General features: G+C 34.3%; 15 protein-coding genes. 8 read left to right on the top strand and 7 right to left on the bottom strand.

Translation table 11 applies throughout. From position 1 onward, the window contains the following. The first annotated feature begins 247 nt into the window (after positions 1-247). The gene (locus DFR66_RS00395) at positions 248-2,683 is read left to right on the top strand and encodes a zinc-dependent metalloprotease (RefSeq protein ID WP_199755466.1); all 2,436 of its coding nucleotides are present in this window, start codon (positions 248-250) and stop codon (positions 2,681-2,683) included. Positions 2,684-2,894: 211 nt separating this feature from the next. Here DFR66_RS00395 and carB read toward each other — a convergent pair whose 3' ends face one another. Then, the gene (gene carB, locus DFR66_RS00400) at positions 2,895-5,750 is read right to left on the bottom strand and encodes a carbamoyl-phosphate synthase large subunit (protein ID WP_114752899.1); all 2,856 of its coding nucleotides are present in this window, start codon (positions 5,748-5,750) and stop codon (positions 2,895-2,897) included. 150 nt (positions 5,751-5,900) lie between these two features. Further along, the gene (gene rpmH, locus DFR66_RS00405) at positions 5,901-6,062 is read right to left on the bottom strand and encodes a 50S ribosomal protein L34 (protein ID WP_007136275.1); all 162 of its coding nucleotides are present in this window, start codon (positions 6,060-6,062) and stop codon (positions 5,901-5,903) included. 164 nt (positions 6,063-6,226) lie between these two features. Between rpmH and DFR66_RS00410 the strand changes: the two genes are divergently transcribed. Continuing rightward, entirely contained in the window at positions 6,227-6,742 is a 516-nt protein-coding gene (locus tag DFR66_RS00410) for a DUF2892 domain-containing protein (protein WP_114752900.1), read from the top strand. 117 nt (positions 6,743-6,859) lie between these two features. Here DFR66_RS00410 and DFR66_RS00415 read toward each other — a convergent pair whose 3' ends face one another. Together DFR66_RS00415 and DFR66_RS00420 are read right to left on the bottom strand one after the other, a co-directional pair. After that, complete coding sequence (locus tag DFR66_RS00415; protein WP_114753166.1) at positions 6,860-7,753, bottom strand: lytic transglycosylase domain-containing protein; 894 nt, start codon at positions 7,751-7,753, stop codon at positions 6,860-6,862. A 42-nt stretch (positions 7,754-7,795) separates the two neighbouring features. Further along, a complete protein-coding gene (locus tag DFR66_RS00420) occupies positions 7,796-8,464 on the bottom strand; it encodes an alpha/beta hydrolase (RefSeq protein WP_114752901.1) in 669 nt (222 codons plus the stop codon). 113 nt (positions 8,465-8,577) lie between these two features. Between DFR66_RS00420 and DFR66_RS00425 the strand changes: the two genes are divergently transcribed. Further along, on the top strand, positions 8,578-9,300 hold the full coding sequence (locus DFR66_RS00425; protein ID WP_114752902.1) for a pirin family protein: 723 nt from the start codon (positions 8,578-8,580) through the stop codon (positions 9,298-9,300). Between the two features lie 23 nt (positions 9,301-9,323). Then, positions 9,324-9,608 (top strand): GNAT family N-acetyltransferase, encoded by a 285-nt coding sequence (locus DFR66_RS00430; RefSeq protein ID WP_114753167.1) that lies wholly within the window; start codon positions 9,324-9,326, stop codon positions 9,606-9,608. 60 nt (positions 9,609-9,668) lie between these two features. Here the strand turns inward: DFR66_RS00430 and DFR66_RS00435 are convergent, their stop codons facing one another. From DFR66_RS00435 to DFR66_RS00445, 3 genes are all read right to left on the bottom strand, one after another. Then, positions 9,669-11,303, bottom strand: a complete 1,635-nt coding sequence (locus DFR66_RS00435) for an ABC-F family ATP-binding cassette domain-containing protein (protein WP_114752903.1) — start codon at positions 11,301-11,303, stop codon at positions 9,669-9,671. 228 nt (positions 11,304-11,531) lie between these two features. Next, positions 11,532-12,707 (bottom strand): GlmU family protein, encoded by a 1,176-nt coding sequence (locus DFR66_RS00440; RefSeq protein ID WP_114752904.1) that lies wholly within the window; start codon positions 12,705-12,707, stop codon positions 11,532-11,534. Positions 12,708-12,853: 146 nt separating this feature from the next. Beyond that, on the bottom strand, positions 12,854-13,105 hold the full coding sequence (locus DFR66_RS00445; RefSeq protein ID WP_086455156.1) for a type B 50S ribosomal protein L31: 252 nt from the start codon (positions 13,103-13,105) through the stop codon (positions 12,854-12,856). A 237-nt stretch (positions 13,106-13,342) separates the two neighbouring features. Here DFR66_RS00445 and DFR66_RS00450 point away from each other — a divergent pair, with 237 nt between their 5' ends. The 4 genes from DFR66_RS00450 (at position 13,343) to DFR66_RS00465 (ending at position 18,631) form a co-directional block, all read left to right on the top strand. Further along, positions 13,343-13,876, top strand: a complete 534-nt coding sequence (locus tag DFR66_RS00450; RefSeq protein ID WP_114752905.1) for a DUF4199 domain-containing protein — start codon at positions 13,343-13,345, stop codon at positions 13,874-13,876. Positions 13,877-13,888: 12 nt separating this feature from the next. Beyond that, positions 13,889-14,845: a glycosyltransferase family 2 protein gene (locus tag DFR66_RS00455; protein WP_114752906.1), complete on the top strand. Its 957-nt coding sequence runs from the start codon at positions 13,889-13,891 to the stop codon at positions 14,843-14,845. 132 nt (positions 14,846-14,977) lie between these two features. Further along, the gene (locus DFR66_RS00460; RefSeq protein WP_114752907.1) at positions 14,978-16,705 is read left to right on the top strand and encodes a phospho-sugar mutase; all 1,728 of its coding nucleotides are present in this window, start codon (positions 14,978-14,980) and stop codon (positions 16,703-16,705) included. Positions 16,706-16,783: 78 nt separating this feature from the next. Next, entirely contained in the window at positions 16,784-18,631 is a 1,848-nt protein-coding gene (locus DFR66_RS00465; RefSeq protein WP_114752908.1) for an ABC transporter ATP-binding protein, read from the top strand. Positions 18,632-18,641 lie beyond the last annotated feature (10 nt).

Genomic DNA, 18,641 nt, shown 5'->3' on the forward strand with positions numbered 1-18,641 from the left:
ATTTTTCTTCTAGAGTACAATTCATAGAGCTGATTGTCTTTCAATTCATCAATAAAAAAATACTTTCCACTGTTGATTTCAATTCTGGTCCTAAAGTCTTTTTAAACTTAAAAATAGAATTAAAAAAGTAAGAAAAAATTTAATTACATTTGAAGGAACAATTTAAATTACGATCAGCAATATTCATTTATAAAATTGATTTTCAAACACTTATACAAAAACAGTATTGAACAATAAAAAACAAATTATGATGAAATTATATGTACTTCGCTCTTTATTGCTACTCTTTTTGATTCCCTTGTACGCAAAGGCACAAACAGTATCCATTGCCGAAAAAACAAAAACAATGAAAGTTTACAATGGCTACAAACCTTTTTATTGGGATGAAACTACAGGTAAAATATGGCTGCAAATTGATAAATTTGACGAAGAATTCTTGTATCAAACCGCTATTCCAGCTGGTTTGGGATCAAATGATATTGGACTCGACCGAGGCAAATTGGGCGCAACGTATATTGTTAAATTTAGTCGGGTTGGAAACAAAATTTTAATGATTCAACCCAATTATTCCTATCGAGCCATAACAAATGATGCAGCCGAAAAGAGAGCTGTCGAACAATCCTTTGCACAATCAATATTATGGGGATTTACAGTTGCTGCCGAAACTAACGGAAGCGTTTTAGTAGATGCCACCTCTTTTTTCATGCGTGATGCTTTAAAAATTAGCGCTATTCTACAAACAAATAGCCAAGGCACCTACACGCTCGACGAAACACGCAGTGCATTGTACTTAAATCGTACAAAAAACTTTCCCATGAATTCTGAATTTGAAACTACGATGACTTTTGTTAATAACAGCGGAAAATCTGGTGCTTATGTCAATGCAGTAACTCCTGCTAGTGAAGCCATTAGCCTAAGGATTCATCATTCGTTTGTTGAGTTGCCTGACAGTAATTTTAAAACTCGTACGTATGATCCGCGCTCCCCTTACAATACTAATTCTTATTTTGATTACAGCACTCCCATTTCAGAGCCTATTCAAAAAAACTTTATTAATAGACATCGACTAGAAAAAAAAGATCCTTTGGCTGACCGAAGTGAAGCCGTTAAACCCATAATTTACTACTTAGACAATGGCATTCCAGAGCCTATACGTGGTGCTTTATTAGAGGGTGCTAGCTGGTGGAATCAAGCTTTTGAATCGGCTGGATTTATAAATGCTTTTCAGATAAAAATTTTACCAGAAGGTGCTGATCCAATGGATCTTCGTTACAATGTGATTAACTGGGTCCATCGTTCTACCAGAGGCTGGAGTTATGGCTACTCCATTGCTGATCCCAGAACTGGTGAAATTCTAAAGGGAAATGTTAGCTTAGGTTCCTTACGTGTTCGCCAAGACTATCTTATTGCGCAGGGATTGCTTGCACCTTTTGAAAATGGCGATATACCCGCTGATAATAAAATGTTACAAATGGCCTTGCAACGCTTAAAACAATTGGCTGTTCACGAAATTGGTCATACGCTAGGACTCATGCATAACTATATTTCAAGTTCACAAAATAGATCCAGTGTTATGGATTATCCACCGCCAATGGCTACCCTAAACAGTAATGATGAAATAGATCTCTCTAATGCGTACACCAATGAAATTGGGGATTGGGACAAAGTCAGTATTCAATATGGATATAAACAATTCCCTAATGGAACCGATGAAGCAGTTGCATTAGACAATCTATTGACTGATGCCACTAAAAAAGGACTCACCTTTATATCCGATCGCGATGCTCGCGATGCTGGCGGACTACATCCCAATGCTAACTTGTGGGATACTGGAAATGATCCTGTAACTGAACTAAAAAGGGTTATGCAAATTAGAGCAAAAGCACTCTCTAAATTTGGAGAAAACAACATTCGCAAAGGCACTCCGATGGCTATGCTGGAAGATGTATTAGTACCGGTCTATCTTTTTCACCGCTATCAAGTTGAAGCTGCTACTAAAGTGATAGGTGGACAATATTATTCTTATGCTATAAAGGGTGATGGGCAAATGGTGACTAAATCAGTTTTTAAGGAAGAGCAACTTAATGCTTTAAATGCTGTTGTGGATTGTATGGATCCAAAAGTACTAGCACTGCCAGAACGTATCATAAAATTAATTCCGCCTCGTCCAGCTAATTATGACTATGATCGGGAACTATTTAACCGCAAAACCGGTCTAGCTTTTGATCCATTAGCCGCTGCTGAGGCCGCTGCCGATATTCCACTTTCTTTTTTATTCAATACCAGTAGACTCAACCGGTTAGTAGAATACCAAGCAGAAAATGGCGGTCTTGGAATTGATGATATGATTCAAGTCCTTACTACTAAACTTTGGAACGGACAAAAATTAGTAGGATTAGAAGGATTGATACAACAACAAAACGAACAAATGTTGCTGACCTATTTGCTTGCGGTTTCCGTGAATGATAGTGCCTCCTTTGCCACAAAAGCTGGACTATTAAAAGCAATAGACGACCTCAAAACGAAGGTGACAGCCCAACTTAAAAAAACTAATAACAATACTCAAAAAGGATATTTACTTCTAACACTAGAGCGGATTAAATCACCCGAAAAAGCAAAAGCAACTTTGCATCAAACAGCACCTCCAGGAGCTCCAATAGGATGCGGTACGAATGAAAATTAGAATGTAAACATGCTGGGTACCATTTATTCTTAACACTTCTAAGAAAGAAAACTAACCAAAGTTTCGATTCAGCAAGAAGCAAAGTCGAAGTATATTTATTAAAATAATTGAGTTAAAGTCATTGGGATTGCTATCCTGATTCTGTTTTAAAGCAATAATGTATACAGAAAAAGCCCCAATTGGGGCTTTTTACATATAATAAATTAAGTTTTTATCTACTTAAATACATTTTTCTTCTAGAGTACAATTCGTAGAATTGATCGTCTTTCAAGTCATCAATAAACAAGATGCTTTCCCCTGTTGATTTCATTTCTGGTCCTAATGCTTTGTTTACATTTTTGAACTTGCTGAAAGAGAAAACCGGTTGCTTAATAGCATACCCTTTTAATTGTGGATTGAAAGTAAAATCAGTTACTTTATTGTGTCCTAACATCACTTTAGTAGCATAGTTTACATAAGGTTCTCCGTATGCTTTTGCAATAAAAGGAACCGTACGAGAGGCTCTAGGATTAGCTTCAATGATATAAACCGTATCATCTTTAATCGCAAATTGAATGTTGATTAAACCAACAGTTTTTAGAGCTCTAGCAATTTTAACCGTGTGATCTTTTATTTGTTGCATCACAAATTCTCCTAAGTTAAAAGGAGGCAAAGTAGCATTACTGTCTCCAGAGTGTACTCCGCAAGGTTCGATGTGCTCCATAATTCCTATGATGTACACATTACCATCAGCATCACAAATCGCATCGGCTTCTGCTTCGATTGCTCCGGCCAAATAATGGTCTAAAAGTAATTTATTTCCAGGAATCGTTTTCAATAAATTGATAACGTGCTCTTCCAATTCTTTCTTGTTAATAACGATTTTCATTCCCTGACCACCCAATACATAAGAAGGACGAATCAATAATGGAAAGTCTAAAGTATCTGCTAGAGCAGCCGCTTCATCTGCAGTTTCTGCAATTCCAAATTGTGGGAAAGGAATTTCTAAGTCTGTTAACAATTCAGAGAAACGTCCTCTGTCTTCGGCTAAATCCAAAGCGTCAAAGCTAGTTCCTATAATTTTTATTCCGTATTTAGAAAGCTTATCCGCTAATTTTAAGGCCGTTTGACCACCTAACTGAACAATTACACCTTCCGGTTTTTCATGCTGAATGATGTCGTAAATATGCTCCCAGAAAACAGGTTCAAAATACAATTTATCAGCCGTATCAAAATCAGTCGAAACCGTTTCTGGATTACAGTTAATCATTATCGTTTCGTAGCCACATTCTTTGGCGGCAAGCACCCCGTGAACACAAGAATAATCAAATTCTATTCCTTGACCTATTCTGTTTGGTCCGGAACCTAAAACTATGATTTTCTTTTTATCTGTCACAACACTTTCATTATCTACATAACGTTCACCGTTTGCTTTCTCGATTTCAGCTTCAAAAGTAGAATAATAATAAGGTGTTTTAGCTTTAAACTCAGCGGCACATGTATCAACTAGTTTAAACACACGTTTGACATTTTTATCCATTCGTAAAGTATGCACTTGGCTTTCCTTACAACTCATCATGTGTGCAATTTGTCTGTCTGCAAATCCTTTTTGTTTTGCTTCAAGTAACAATTCTCTTGGCAAAGTTTCTACAGTATAGTTAGCAATTTCTTTCTCTAAAACATACAGTTCTTCGTATTGTTTCAAGAACCACATATCGATTTTAGTAATTTCGTAAATACGACTCAATGGAATTCCCATCGCTATAGCATCATAAATTACAAAAACACGATCCCAACTCGCAAAAGTCAGTTTCTCAATAATTTGTTCGTAGTTAGTGTATCCTTTTCCATCAGCTCCTAAACCATTTCTTTTGATTTCTAAAGACTGAGTGGCTTTGTGCAAGGCTTCTTGGAACGAACGTCCAATTCCCATTACTTCCCCAACAGATTTCATTTGAAGTCCTAATGTTCTGTCGGCACCTTCAAATTTGTCAAAGTTCCAACGCGGTATTTTTACAATAACATAATCTAATGTTGGCTCAAATAAAGCCGAAGTTGATTTGGTTATTTGGTTTTGTAATTCATCTAAATTGTAACCTAAAGCCAGTTTAGAAGCAATTTTAGCGATTGGATAACCAGTCGCTTTTGATGCTAATGCTGAGGAACGAGACACACGAGGATTAATCTCAATTGCCACGATATCTTCTTTATCATCTGGTGAAACTGCAAATTGAACATTACAACCTCCAGCAAAATTTCCGATACTGCGCATCATTAAGATAGCCATATCTCGTAACTTTTGGAAAGTCGTATCTGATAAAGTCATTGCTGGTGCAACGGTAATCGAATCTCCAGTATGAATTCCCATTGGGTCCATATTTTCGATAGAACAAATAATAACAACATTATCGTTTTTATCTCTCAATAATTCCAATTCGTATTCTTTCCAACCGATTAAAGCTTTATCAATCAATACTTCGTGAATAGGCGACATTTCTAATCCGTACGAAAGTTTATCGTCAAATTCTTCTTTATTATGAACGAAAGCTGCTCCAGTTCCACCTAATGTAAAAGAAGGTCGAATTACTAACGGGAAACCAAACTCTTGTGCAATTTCTTTTCCTTCTAAAAATGAAGTAGCTGTTTTTGCCGGTGCAGTAGGTACATTTATTTTTTTAAGCAATTGTTTAAACTGCTCTCTGTCTTCTGTAATGTTGATAGCATTAACATCAACCCCGATTAATCGTACCCCAAAATCTTCCCAAATCCCTTTTTCATCAGCTTCCAGACACAAGTTTAAGGCAGTTTGTCCTCCCATTGTAGGCAAAACAGCATCGATTTGCGGATGTGCTTTAAGAATTTCAATAATTGATTTTGTGGTTAATGGCTTCAAATAAATATGATCGGCCATACTTGGATCAGTCATAATTGTTGCCGGATTGGAGTTTATCAAAATAACTTCAATTCCTTCTTCACGAATAGAACGGGCAGATTGTGATCCCGCATAATCAAATTCGCATGCTTGACCAATAACAATAGGACCTGAACCTATTATTAAAACTGATTTTATAGATGTATCTTTTGGCATTGTATGTAGTGTTGTGTAGTTGTTGTCTTCAAAAATTTAAAGTTACTGAAATAAAACCCTTTAACTTTAAATCTTAATTTTTTTTAACGAATAGGTATAAAAAAAGGCGATACTAAAAAAAGTAACGCCTTATTGATGTTTATAAAAACATTATTTTTTGTGTCTTGGTTCGCAAGAAACAGTCAATTTATGTCTTCCTTTAGCTCTTCTACGCGCAAGAACTTTTCTTCCATTAGCAGAAGCCATTCTGTCCATAAATCCGTGCTTATTTCTTCTTTTTCTTTTCGATGGTTGAAACGTTCTTTTGCTCATTGCTTTGTATCTTTAAAATCTTATTTATATGTCTTACTATTTTTGAATAACTGTTATTCTAAAACCGAGTGCAAATATACAAAGACTTTTTTTTCTCACAAGTAGTTTTGTAAAAATATTTTCAATTCATTTTACTATATTTGTGATCTTAAAATAATCACACTATGTTTCACAGAAATATTAAACTTATTATCGCCGGACTAATTATCATTACTGGCATTTGGCAATTCACAGAAAGCAATATAGGTAATGGAATTTTCCTTATATTATTGAGTGCAATTCCTATTTTCCTTTACTTTAAAAACGAATTCATCTTATTAGCTTTCTTAAAACTAAGAAAACAAGATTTTGAAGGTGCAAAAAAATGGTTGGCTTACATCAAAAACCCGGAAACAGCTTTGGTTCAAAAACAACAAGGATACTTTAATTACCTTCACGGAATCATGCTTTCGCAAACGAATATCAATCAAGCAGAAAAATATTTTAAAAAAGCAATCGAATTAGGATTATCGATGGATATGGATTTAGCTGTAGCCAAATTAAACCTCGCTGGTGTTGCCATGACACGTCGTCGTAAACTTGAAGCTACTGCTCTATTGAACGAAGCAAAAAAATTAGACAAACAGAATATGTTGAAAGATCAAATTGTCATGATGAAAGAACAAATGAAGAAAATATAATTTTTTTTATACTTATAGAAAAAGGGTCAAATACTTACAATATTTGACCCTTTTTTTTGTACTAATAAGTCAAACTTACATGTTTGCTTAATTGCCTGATATGGTTTAAAAAAATAGTTAATAACCTTTTAATGGAATTTCGATTTGATATTTTTTACCAGTATCATTTATCAATTTCGTTTCTCGAAGCCAAGGATTGTGAATCTTCAAAATTTTATAATTGATTCCTTGTCCTTTTGCAAATTCAGCTAAATCTGAAATTGAACTGTCAACTTCTATTTTACGAGTAGGCAAAGCTCCATATAAATCTTCTGCAGCAATACTGAAACCATATTTTACAGGATTTTTCATGATTTCTTTTAAGGCTAAAATCCTAAAAACATACCTAGATGTTTCTTCTGTAAGCAGCAAATCATAATAATTTGACACTTTCTGTATTCCAATTTGTTTATTTACGCCAGACATTCCACCATTATAAGAAGCAGCCGCCAAAGTCCAGCTTCCAAATTTTCCTTTGGCACTCAAAAAATAACTGCAAGCCGCTTCAGTAGATTTTTCAAGGTCGTAGCGCTGATCCACATTTTCAGTCACTTCCATCCCACGCTCTTTTGCAGTTTCTGGCATAAATTGCCAAATACCTCTAGCTCCTGCTGGAGAAACTACATTTACTAAGCCACTTTCTATTACTGCTAGGTATTTAAAATCATCCGGAATTCCGTTCTTTTTAAAAATAGGTTCAATAACTGGAAAAGCACGATTGGCTCTTTTTATAGCCAAAATAGTAGAGGCATGTAAATTCACATTTACCAGTAATTCTCTATCAAATCGTTCTTTGACATCTGCTATTTTTAATGGTGTTTCTTCTCCTGCAAAGTCTAATTTTACAGGAAAAACAGAAACAGTTTCATTTTTACTGTTTTTTTGTTTTGCATCATTTGTAGAAGCAAAAATAAATATCCCGCTCGCAAATACCACGGTAGTTATTATAGCTATTCTATTAATTGTTTTCATATTTTCATTTTTTGTGCCTTTCATAAAGTTATAAAAGAGCGATTACTCATTTTTTATCCCCAAAATAATCGAAGGCAAATTTTCGTTCAACCATTTGTATTTATTCAAAATCATAATGTGCGTCCCTCCTTTTACAACGATACAATTCTTGATATATTTGATTGGAAAAACATCATCAGCATCACCATGAATGTGAATTACATTTTCATCAATAATGGTTCTATCCCATAAAATCACTTGCTCGACCGCCCAATTCAAATACCTAATATCCCGTACGGAAAGAAATTTTTCATACAATTTAAGTCGTTGATTTACTTTTTCACCAAAAGAAAACTTAGCCAGACTTTCGATATTTGCAAACAAACTCATCGGAATCAGTTTATATGCTTTAGTAGTTTTAGCAATTTTCAGTCTGCGAGGAAATTCAGCATTACATCGCACACTTGAAATAATGATAACTTTAAGCGTGTCGATATATTTAGCCATTTCCTGAACTAAGATTCCTCCAAAAGAAACACCAATCAAAACGGGATTCTTATGAATTATTTTAGCAGTAATCCTCTTGGCATAATCCGTCAAAGATTCGTGATCCAGCGGAATCTCCCATTCTAATAAATGGATTTCAAATGTGTCTTCAGGAAGTACAATTCGCTCAAAAATGGCAGCACTTGACGCCAAACCTGGCATTAGATACACGGGGATTTTACTCATAATTGTTTTAACGATTTTATAACTAAATTCCGCTTTTTTATAGCGAATTTTGTATAAAATTAATTTTTTTATTCAAACTCTACTCACTTCTTACTTTATATTATCAATAATTTATGAATACACAATTATTTAAATCAAACACAAGAGGAAAGGCCAATTTTGGATGGCTAAATGCTAATTTCTCTTTTTCTTTCGGAAACTATTTCAATCCAGAACGACTACAATTTGGAATGTTACGCGTTTTAAATGACGACACCATTGCGGGTGGAACAGGTTTTGGCACACACGGCCACTCCAATATGGAAATCATCACTATTCCTCTCGAAGGCGGATTGATGCATAAGGATAGCATGGGAAATGAAGGCGTCATCCGTTTTGGAGAAGTTCAAGTGATGAGTGCCGGATCCGGAGTGGAACATTCTGAAATGAATGCCAGTCAAAAAGACGAAGCAAAAACACTACAACTATGGGTTTTTCCAGACACAGAAAACGTGACTCCAAGATATGATCAAAAATCATTTGATATTGAAAATCAAATCAATACCTTTGTAAATGTTGTTTCACCAAAAGACAGTAATGATGGAAATGCCCTTTGGGTTTACCAAAAAACCTTTTTCCATTTAGGAATATTCGACAGCAATACCACCGTTAGTTACAATGTAAGAATTCCTAAAAATGGTGTTTACTTATTTTTGATTGAAGGTGAAATTGAAGTGAACAACCAAATTTTGACGGCAAGAGATGCCATGGGAATTACAGATTTTGACACAATTGAAATCAAAATCAGCACCAAATCAAAAATACTTTTGGTAGAGGTACCAATGAATCAGAGTTAATTATTATGGATGCAGCAAGCACTATGGAAATCAAAGACAATACTTTTTCAAGACAATTTGAAACTATAGTCGATCAGGGATTAGTTACCGTTGAATATTCTTTTCAGGAGAAGAAGATATTTCTAACTAAAATAAATGTTCCCGAAACCTTCGAAGATGAAGAATTCGTCTCTAATTTCCTGAAAAATATCATGGAAATTGCAATTGAACGAAAATTAAAAGTGGTTCCTATTCTTCCAAAAATAGTAGTGTTTTTCAAAAAAAATCCTGTTTACAAAGAATTACTTCCTCCCGGAATTAGACTATAAGAAAAAGCGGCTATATCTTAAAATATAGCCGCTTTCATATTTGCAATAATTTGAAAAGAATTATTTCTCGATTTCTCGCATACTTTCCATTTTCTTATTAGCTAAGAAACCGGTAATATCCTCAAAATGCTCCACCACTCGCTTGTTTCCAAATTCGAAAACCTTTGTGGCTAATCCGTCAAGGAAATCCCTATCGTGTGACACTAAGATTAATGTTCCGTCAAAATCGCGCAACGCATCTTTGATAATATCTTTAGTTTTCATGTCTAAGTGATTCGAAGGCTCATCCAGAATAAGTAAATTTACTGGCTCTAGCAAAAGTTTAATCATGGCCAAACGTGTTTTCTCTCCACCTGAAAGCACTTTTACTTTTTTAGTCACATCATCTCCATGAAACATAAATGCACCTAAAATATCTTTAATTTTAGTACGCACATCACCTACTGCAATATCATCAATTGTTTCAAATATGGTTGCATTTTCATCTAATAACGAAGCTTGGTTTTGTGCAAAATACCCAATTTGAGCATTGTGACCTATTTCAACACTACCAGAATCAATGCCTATTTCTTTCATAATAGCCTTGATCATAGTCGATTTACCTTCTCCATTTTTACCTACAAAGGCTACTTTTTGACCTCTTTCGATTACCAAATTAGCATCTTTAAACACAACATGATCACCATATGATTTAGATAAATCCTTAACAATTACAGGATATTGTCCTGAACGTGCTGCGGGTGGAAATTTTAATTTTAACGCCGATGTATCCACCTCATCAACTTGAACAATTACTAATTTTTCTAACATTTTAACACGCGACTGCACCGCATCTGTTTTAGAAAACGTTCCCTTGAAACGATCAATAAACGTTCTGTTATCAGCAATCATACGTTGTTGCTCGTCATATGCTTTTTGCTGGTGCATACGGCGGTCTTTTCTCAACTCTAGGTAATGTGTATATTTAGCTTTATAGTCATAAATACGTCCCATAGTAACTTCTATAGTACGATTTGTAATGTTATCAACAAAAGCTTTATCGTGAGAAATCACCACAACTGCCTTAGCAGCATTAATCAAAAAATCCTCTAACCATTGAATACTTTCAATATCCATGTGGTTGGTAGGCTCATCCAGCAATATTAAATCTGGTTTTTGCAAAAGAATTTTTGCCAACTCAATACGCATTCTCCATCCTCCTGAAAATTCTGAAGTTTGACGACTAAAATCCTCTCTTAGAAATCCCAAACCTGTTAGGATTTTCTCCACTTCAGATTCGTAGTTTACTTCCTCAATAGCATAAAACTTCTCGCTCAAGTCCGAAACTCTTTCGATTAATTTCATGTACGCATCACTTTCATAATCAGTACGAATAGTCAACTGCTCGTTGATTTCATCAATTTCTGCTTTCATAGCAAAAATTTCACCAAAAGCTTTTGATGCTTCCTCCATTACAGTAGCGCCATCAGTGGTTAACAAATGCTGAGGCAAATAAGCTACTACCGCATCTTTTGGTGCCGAGATATTTCCTGTTGAAGGTTTACTTTGCCCTGCAATAATTTTAAGTAAGGTAGATTTACCCGCGCCATTTTTACCCATAAGGGCGATTTTGTCATTTTCATTAATGGCAAAAGAAACATCACTAAAAAGCGTTGTACCACCAAATTGCACTGAAATATCGTTTACTGTAATCATTATTTTAGTTTAAAGTTTAATGTTCAAAAATGTGAAGGAAACATTACTTTGTAAAATCCCATTTTTTTGAAGGTGCAAAGATAGTTTAAATACAGAATTAGACAATTTGCAACCCAGAAAGTTTTGAGTATCATAAAACAAAAATGCTATTACTATAAAGTACAAAACCTTTCGGTATCAACTTTACAGCAATAGCATTATAAAATATATAGTAATTAAAAAATTATCTTAATCTTTCCTCCATTTTTTTGTTTCCTCAAAAACGTGTTCTAATATAGCCGCTTCTATTTCATCAAAGACTACATTTCGTCGGCTCATAACTAAACGGGCCGTTTCAAAAGCTTTTTTAGTGATATAAGTCGTAAACCCAGAGGCGCCACCCCAAGAAAAACTCGGCACAAAATTGCGTGGAAAACCACTACCAAAAATATTAGCGCTCACTCCCACTACCGTTCCAGTATTAAACATCGTGTTAATACCACATTTACTATGATCGCCCATCATCAAACCACAAAACTGAAGTCCTGTTTTTGCAAATCCTTCGGTTTCATAACTCCATAATTTTACTTCTTCGTAATTGTTTTTTAAATTAGAGTTGTTGCTATCGGCGCCAATATTACACCATTCGCCAAGGACAGAATTCCCTAAGAATCCATCATGTCCTTTATTAGAATATCCAAATAAAACAGAATTATTTACTTCGCCTCCAATTCTGGAAAAAGGACCAACCGTTGTAGCACCATATACTTTTGACGCCATTTTTACTTGTGCATTTTCGCACAAGGCAAAAGGACCTCTGATTACTGAACCTTCCATGATTTCAGCGTCTTTACCAATATATATTGGACCTGTAGAAGCATTTAAAGTTACAAATTCTAACTTTGCCCCTTCTTCAATAAATATATTTTCTGGTGCAATGACGTTAACGCTTTTTGGAATGGGTTGTGATTTTCTTTCCACCATTAAATATTCAAAATCCTCACGGATCGCGGCGTCATTTTTAGAAAAAATATCCCAAGTATTTTGCACTGTCAGACAATCCTCGTCGTACTCTAAAATTTCATAGGAATCAAAATCAACTTCTTCCTGTTCTTCCGAAGTATAAAAAGCAATCACTTCATCGCCTTTGAAAATCGCCTGATTGGGTTCCAGATTACTTACCATTTCAGCCAATACAGCATTTGGCAAGAATGAAGCATTTATCATTACGTTTACTTCCAGCTCTACCATAGGATATTTTTGAGACAAATATTCTTCGGTGAGTGTGGTAGTGGTAGTCCCTAGATGCATTTCCCATTTTTGTCTAATGGTCATGATACCAATTAAAATATCGGCTACCGGACGTGTAAAAGTAAAGGGTAATAAAGAATTTCTTGAGGGACCATCAAAAAGTATGTAGTTCATAAGTGATTTTTTTAGTAATGAATGAAAGCATTGCAAGCCGTAAACTTTATAGTACTGACCCCAAAGTTACAAAGTTTTAAAATAATTTGCATAAAAAAAGCCTTTCAGAAAAGAAAGGCCTTAGTATAAATAAGAACAAGTTAAAATTATTTAACGTGTTTCGCGTATTTAGTTTTGAATTTATCAATACGTCCTGCAGTATCAATAAGTTTAGATTTACCTGTGTAAAAAGGGTGAGAAGTTCTAGAAATCTCCATTTTTACAACTGGATATTCAACTCCATCAACAGTTATTGTTTCTTTAGTATCTGCAGTAGATTTAGTGATAAAAACTTCTTCATTTGACATGTCTTTGAAGGCAACTAATCTGTAATTTTCTGGGTGAATTCCTTTTTTCATCTTGTTAATCTTTTTATTTGTTAATTATAATTAGTCTTGAAGCTTTTCTTCTAACAGAAAAGGTATAAACTCCTTATAACTTTTTGTTTTACATTATTATTTTGAGTTTGCAAATTTACAATTATTTTCCAATAAACAAATCTTTGTATCACTTTTTTTATATAATCGTAAAAAGTGATTTTTCGCTCCGAATATATTGGGAATTGTTATATTTGTGGATTAATAAATAAACTCTTTATGGAAAATAATGTATCCCCAGCTAAATCTGGAATTTCTTATGGCGTCTTATATGGCGTTATAATGGTGTTGGAGTTCGTAATTATGTATGTAATTGGAATGAAATCCTTAGTAAATACCAGTTTTGGTGTAATTGTAAATGTTGCAAATTATCTTATTTTACCACTTATATTTATATATGTAGGATGCAATCATTACAAGAAAAACATTAATGGTGGATATATTAGTTTTGGTCAATGCTTGAAAGTTGGTGTTTCTATCGCTTTTGTAGCAGCATTTATTTATGGTGCTTTTAGTGTAATTTTCAATTTTATTTTTCCTGAATTTATTGATGAGATGGTTTCTATTTCTAAAACTGCGATGTTAAAAGAAAATCCAGAAATGACATCTGAACAACTAGAAATGGGACTTTCAATGATGAAAAAATTCTCAAATCCATTAATTGTATTTCCTGTTACTTTAGCTATGTATTCTTTTCTAGGTTTAATTTACTCCCTAATAATAGGTGCAATAGTAAAAAACGACAAACCTTAAGTTTTTAAATTAATGAATTTATCAATACTCATACCGCTTCTTAATGAAGAGGAATCGCTTAGTGAACTATACAACTGGATCATCAAAGTGATGCAATCTCATAATTATTCGTACGAAATCATTTTTCTGGATGATGGAAGTACTGATAATTCATGGACTATTATTGAAGGATTTGCAAATGCAAATCCTCATGTAAAAGGCGTTCGATTCATGAAAAATTTCGGAAAATCACAGGCACTGCACGCTGGTTTTGCAAAAGCGCAAGGTGATGTTATCATTACCATGGATGCTGACTTGCAAGACAGCCCTGAGGAAATTCCGGGATTGTACGACATGATTACCAATGGAAAATATGATTTAGTTTCCGGATGGAAAAAGAAACGCTACGATTCAGTAGTCGCTAAAAACTTGCCTTCTAAATTATTCAATTGGGCGGCGAGAAAAACATCGGGAGTGGAATTGAATGATTTCAATTGTGGTTTGAAAGCCTACAAAAATATTGTGGTAAAAAATATTGAAGTCTCTGGCGAAATGCACCGTTATATTCCAGTATTGGCTAAAAATGCTGGTTTTGGAAAAATTGGTGAAAAAGTAGTGCAACATCAAGCAAGGAAATATGGTGAAACTAAATTTGGGATGGAACGTTTTATTAACGGATTCTTGGACCTAATTACGATTTGGTTTTTATCGCGTTTTGGAAAAAGACCGATGCACCTTTTTGGAGCCATGGGATCATTGATGTTCATTATAGGGTTTATGCTGGCGGGTTACATTGGTTTTTCAAAATTATATTATATGTATAATGACATGCGTTACAGTCTTGTGACTAATAATCCTTGGTTTTATATTGCATTAACCACAATGGTTCTGGGAACACAGTTGTTTCTGGCTGGCTTTTTGGGAGAAATTATCTTGAGAACAAAAAATAATGAAGAGCGCTATAAAATTGCAAGTATTGTAAATTTGTAATTAAAGAAAAACGACATACAACGAGACGAATTCTAGCCCTGATAGCAGTGGAAATCCTTTTATTCGCCGCGGCGAATAAAAGATTGAAACGAATAGCAGGTAAAAGCTCCAAAAAATTAAAAAAAACATACGATGGAAATCAAACAAAACATTTTAGACGCTGTAAACGAATGGCTTACACCTACATTTGATAACGCTACACAAGTGGCTATTACCGAATTGATGACTACATCACCAAAGGACCTAGAAGAAAGTTTTTACAAAAACTTAGAGTTTGGAACTGGTGGAATGCGTGGCATTATGGGTGTGGGTAATAACCGTATTAATAAGTACACGCTTGGAAAAAGTACGCAAGGACTTTCGGACTACATGCATACTGCATTTCCTAACCAACCATTGAAAGCGGTTATTGCTTATGATTGTCGTCATGATAGTGATACGCTTGCTAAGACGGTTGCTGATGTTTTTTCGGCAAATGGAATTGAAGTATATTTATTTTCGGAATTGAGACCTACACCAGAATTGTCATTTGCAGTGAAGCATTTGGGTTGTCAGTGCGGAATCGTTCTTACGGCATCACACAATCCACCGGAATATAACGGTTATAAAGTATACTGGCAGGATGGTGGACAAATTGTTCCACCAGAAGATGAAGGAATTATCACTGTTATTGAGAATTTAAATTACAATCAAATCAAGTTTACAGCCAATGAAGATTTGATACATTATATCGATACAGAAGTTGATGAAGCTTTTATCAAATCGACAATCGAAAATGCAAGTTTTGGAACTTCGACTGAAGCTAAAGAAAATCTAAATATCGTATTCACTTCTTTGCACGGAACTTCTATAAAACTAGTTCCTGATACTTTAGCGCAAGCGGGATATCCTAACGTGAACATTGTAGAAGAACAAAGAGTGCCAAATGGTGATTTCCCGACAGTTAAATCTCCAAATCCAGAAGAGCCGGAAGCATTGACTATGGCATTAGCATTAGCTGATAAAACGAATTCGGATATTGTAGTGGGAACAGACCCTGATTGCGATAGATTAGGTGTTGCCGTTAGAAATAATGATGGTCAAATGACACTACTGAACGGGAACCAAACCATGATTTTGATGACAGCATTTCTATTAGAACAATGGAAAAAAGCAGGGAAAATCAATGGAAAACAATTTGTAGGTTCTACTATAGTTTCGACTCCTATGATGATGGAATTAGCCACAAATTATGGTGTAGAATGTAAAGTAGGTTTGACTGGTTTTAAATGGATTGCCAAAATGATTAAGGATTTTCCTGAGTTGGAATTCATAGGTGGAGGCGAAGAAAGTTTTGGTTATATGGTAGGCGATGCTGTACGTGATAAAGATGCTGTTGCAGCTACTTTATTAATTTGCGAATTAGCGGCTCAAGCCAAAGCTAAAGGAAGTACGGTTTACAAAGAATTACTGAAATTGTATGTAGACAACGGTTTTTACAAAGAACATTTAGTTTCATTGACTAAAAAGGGAATGGATGGTTTACAGGAAATCAATCAGATGATGATTGATATGAGAGAGAATCCATTGAAAGAAATCAACGGACAACGCGTGATTATGCTGGAAGATTATCAATCTTCTATAGCTAAAAATTTACTTACTAATGAGGAATCCCAAATGGATATTCCAAAATCGAACGTGTTGATTTATTACATGGAAGATGGTTCTAAAATTTGCGCCAGACCAAGCGGAACGGAACCTAAAATAAAATTCTACATCAGTGTAAATACGGAATTGGAATCCGTAGAAGATTTCAAAGAAGTAGAAAGTATTTTAAACGATAAGATTAAAAATATTATTATTGCAATGCAATTGAACTAATAAAATAAAATTGATTTTTCTAATAGACCCGATAAGTGCTTCACTCATCGGGTCTTGATGATAAAAAAAATAACTTAAATGGACTCCAATTTCAAAAAAATTATTCCTTTCACAAAACCATATCGCTCTCATGTGTTTTGGAACGTGATATTCAATATTTTTTACGCACTGTTTAGCACCTTGTCATTTATTGCATTAATCCCCATGATGGATGTTCTTTTTGGCACTACTGAAAAAATCAATAAAAAACCTGTTTTAGAGTCTATTTTTGATATTATTAAATTTTCCAAAGAGTATTTATATTACAACATTACATTACTAACAGAAAAAAATGGACCTGAATTCGCCTTACTTTTAGTTATAGGTATTGTGAGCATTACTTTCCTATTCAAAAATTTATTTAATTATTTAGCATCTAATCATTTGATGCATCTAAAAAATGGTGTGTTAAAAGATTTAAGGAATTCAATGTATCACAAAATTATAAATTTACCTATTTCCTATTATTCAGAAAAAAGAAAAGGAGATATTATGGCTCGAATGTTAGGTGATGTAAATGAGGTTCAAAATTCCTTTTTTTCTATTCTAGAATTGATTGTAAAGGAACCAATGACTATTATATTTACCCTGATAGGAATGATTGCAATCAGTTTCAAATTGACATTGTTTGTCTTTATTTTCATACCTCTTTCAGGACTATTAATATCAAAAATTGGTAAGTCATTGCGCAGCAAATCCGAGAGAGTACAATATGAAAATGGCTATCTAATTTCGATAGTAGAAGAATCGCTTTCTGGACTAAAAGTTGTTAAGAGTTACAATGCCGAATCAAATTTTAAACAAAAATTTGACGATTCAGTTACTCGAGTTTTAAATTTATCTAACAGCATCGGAAAAAAGAACAACTTAGCTACACCTCTTAGCGAGTTTTTAGGAATTATTACAATTTGCGTATTACTTTGGTTTGGTGGAAAAATGGTGCTTGTAGACACACTCCCAAATGGAAAAGCACTACTTGACGGAGCTAAATTTTTAGCTTATATGGGTCTTGCTTATAACATTTTAACTCCGGCAAAAGCCATTTCTAAAGCCTCTTATTCTGTAAAAAATGGATTAGCTGCAGCACAACGTGTTTTTGAAGTTCTGGAAGTAAAAAATGAGATTACTGACAGCGAAAAAGCGGTTAAAAAATCAACTTTTGAAGACCGTATCGCAATTAAGAATATTAATTTCAGGTATGAAGACGAGAACGTTTTAAAAGACTTTTCTCTAGAAGTCAAAAAAGGTCAGACTGTCGCTCTTGTAGGACAATCTGGTAGTGGAAAAAGTACCATTGCCAATTTATTGACGCGTTTTTATGATGTAAATGAAGGAACAATTGCTATTGATGGGATAGACATCAAGGATATCAACCTGCACTCACTTCGTGATTTAATGGGATTAGTTACTCAAGACAGTATTTTATTCAATGATACAATAAAAGCAAATATAGCTTTAGGAAAACACGATGCCACTGAAACAGAAATTATCGAAGCATTAAAAATTGCAAATGCTTACGAATTTGTAAAAGACTTGCCGTTAGGAATTAATACAAATATTGGCGACAGTGGAAACAAACTTTCCGGAGGACAAAAACAACGTTTATCAATTGCAAGAGCAGTTCTTAAAAACCCTCCAATTATGATTTTGGACGAAGCCACTTCAGCATTAGATACCGAAAGTGAAAAATTCGTTCAAGTAGCACTTGAGAATATGATGCAAAACAGAACCTCAATTGTAATTGCGCACCGACTTTCGACCATTCAAAAAGCAGATTTGATTGTGGTGATGCAAAAAGGAAAAATTGTAGAATACGGAAAACACGAAGAACTTATTGCATTGAATGGAATGTATAACAAGTTGGTTACCATGCAGTCTTTTGAATAACAATTGTATT

The sequence above is a fragment of the Flavobacterium glaciei genome (assembly GCF_003350545.1).
GTDB classification, from domain to species: Bacteria; Bacteroidota; Bacteroidia; order Flavobacteriales; family Flavobacteriaceae; genus Flavobacterium; species Flavobacterium glaciei.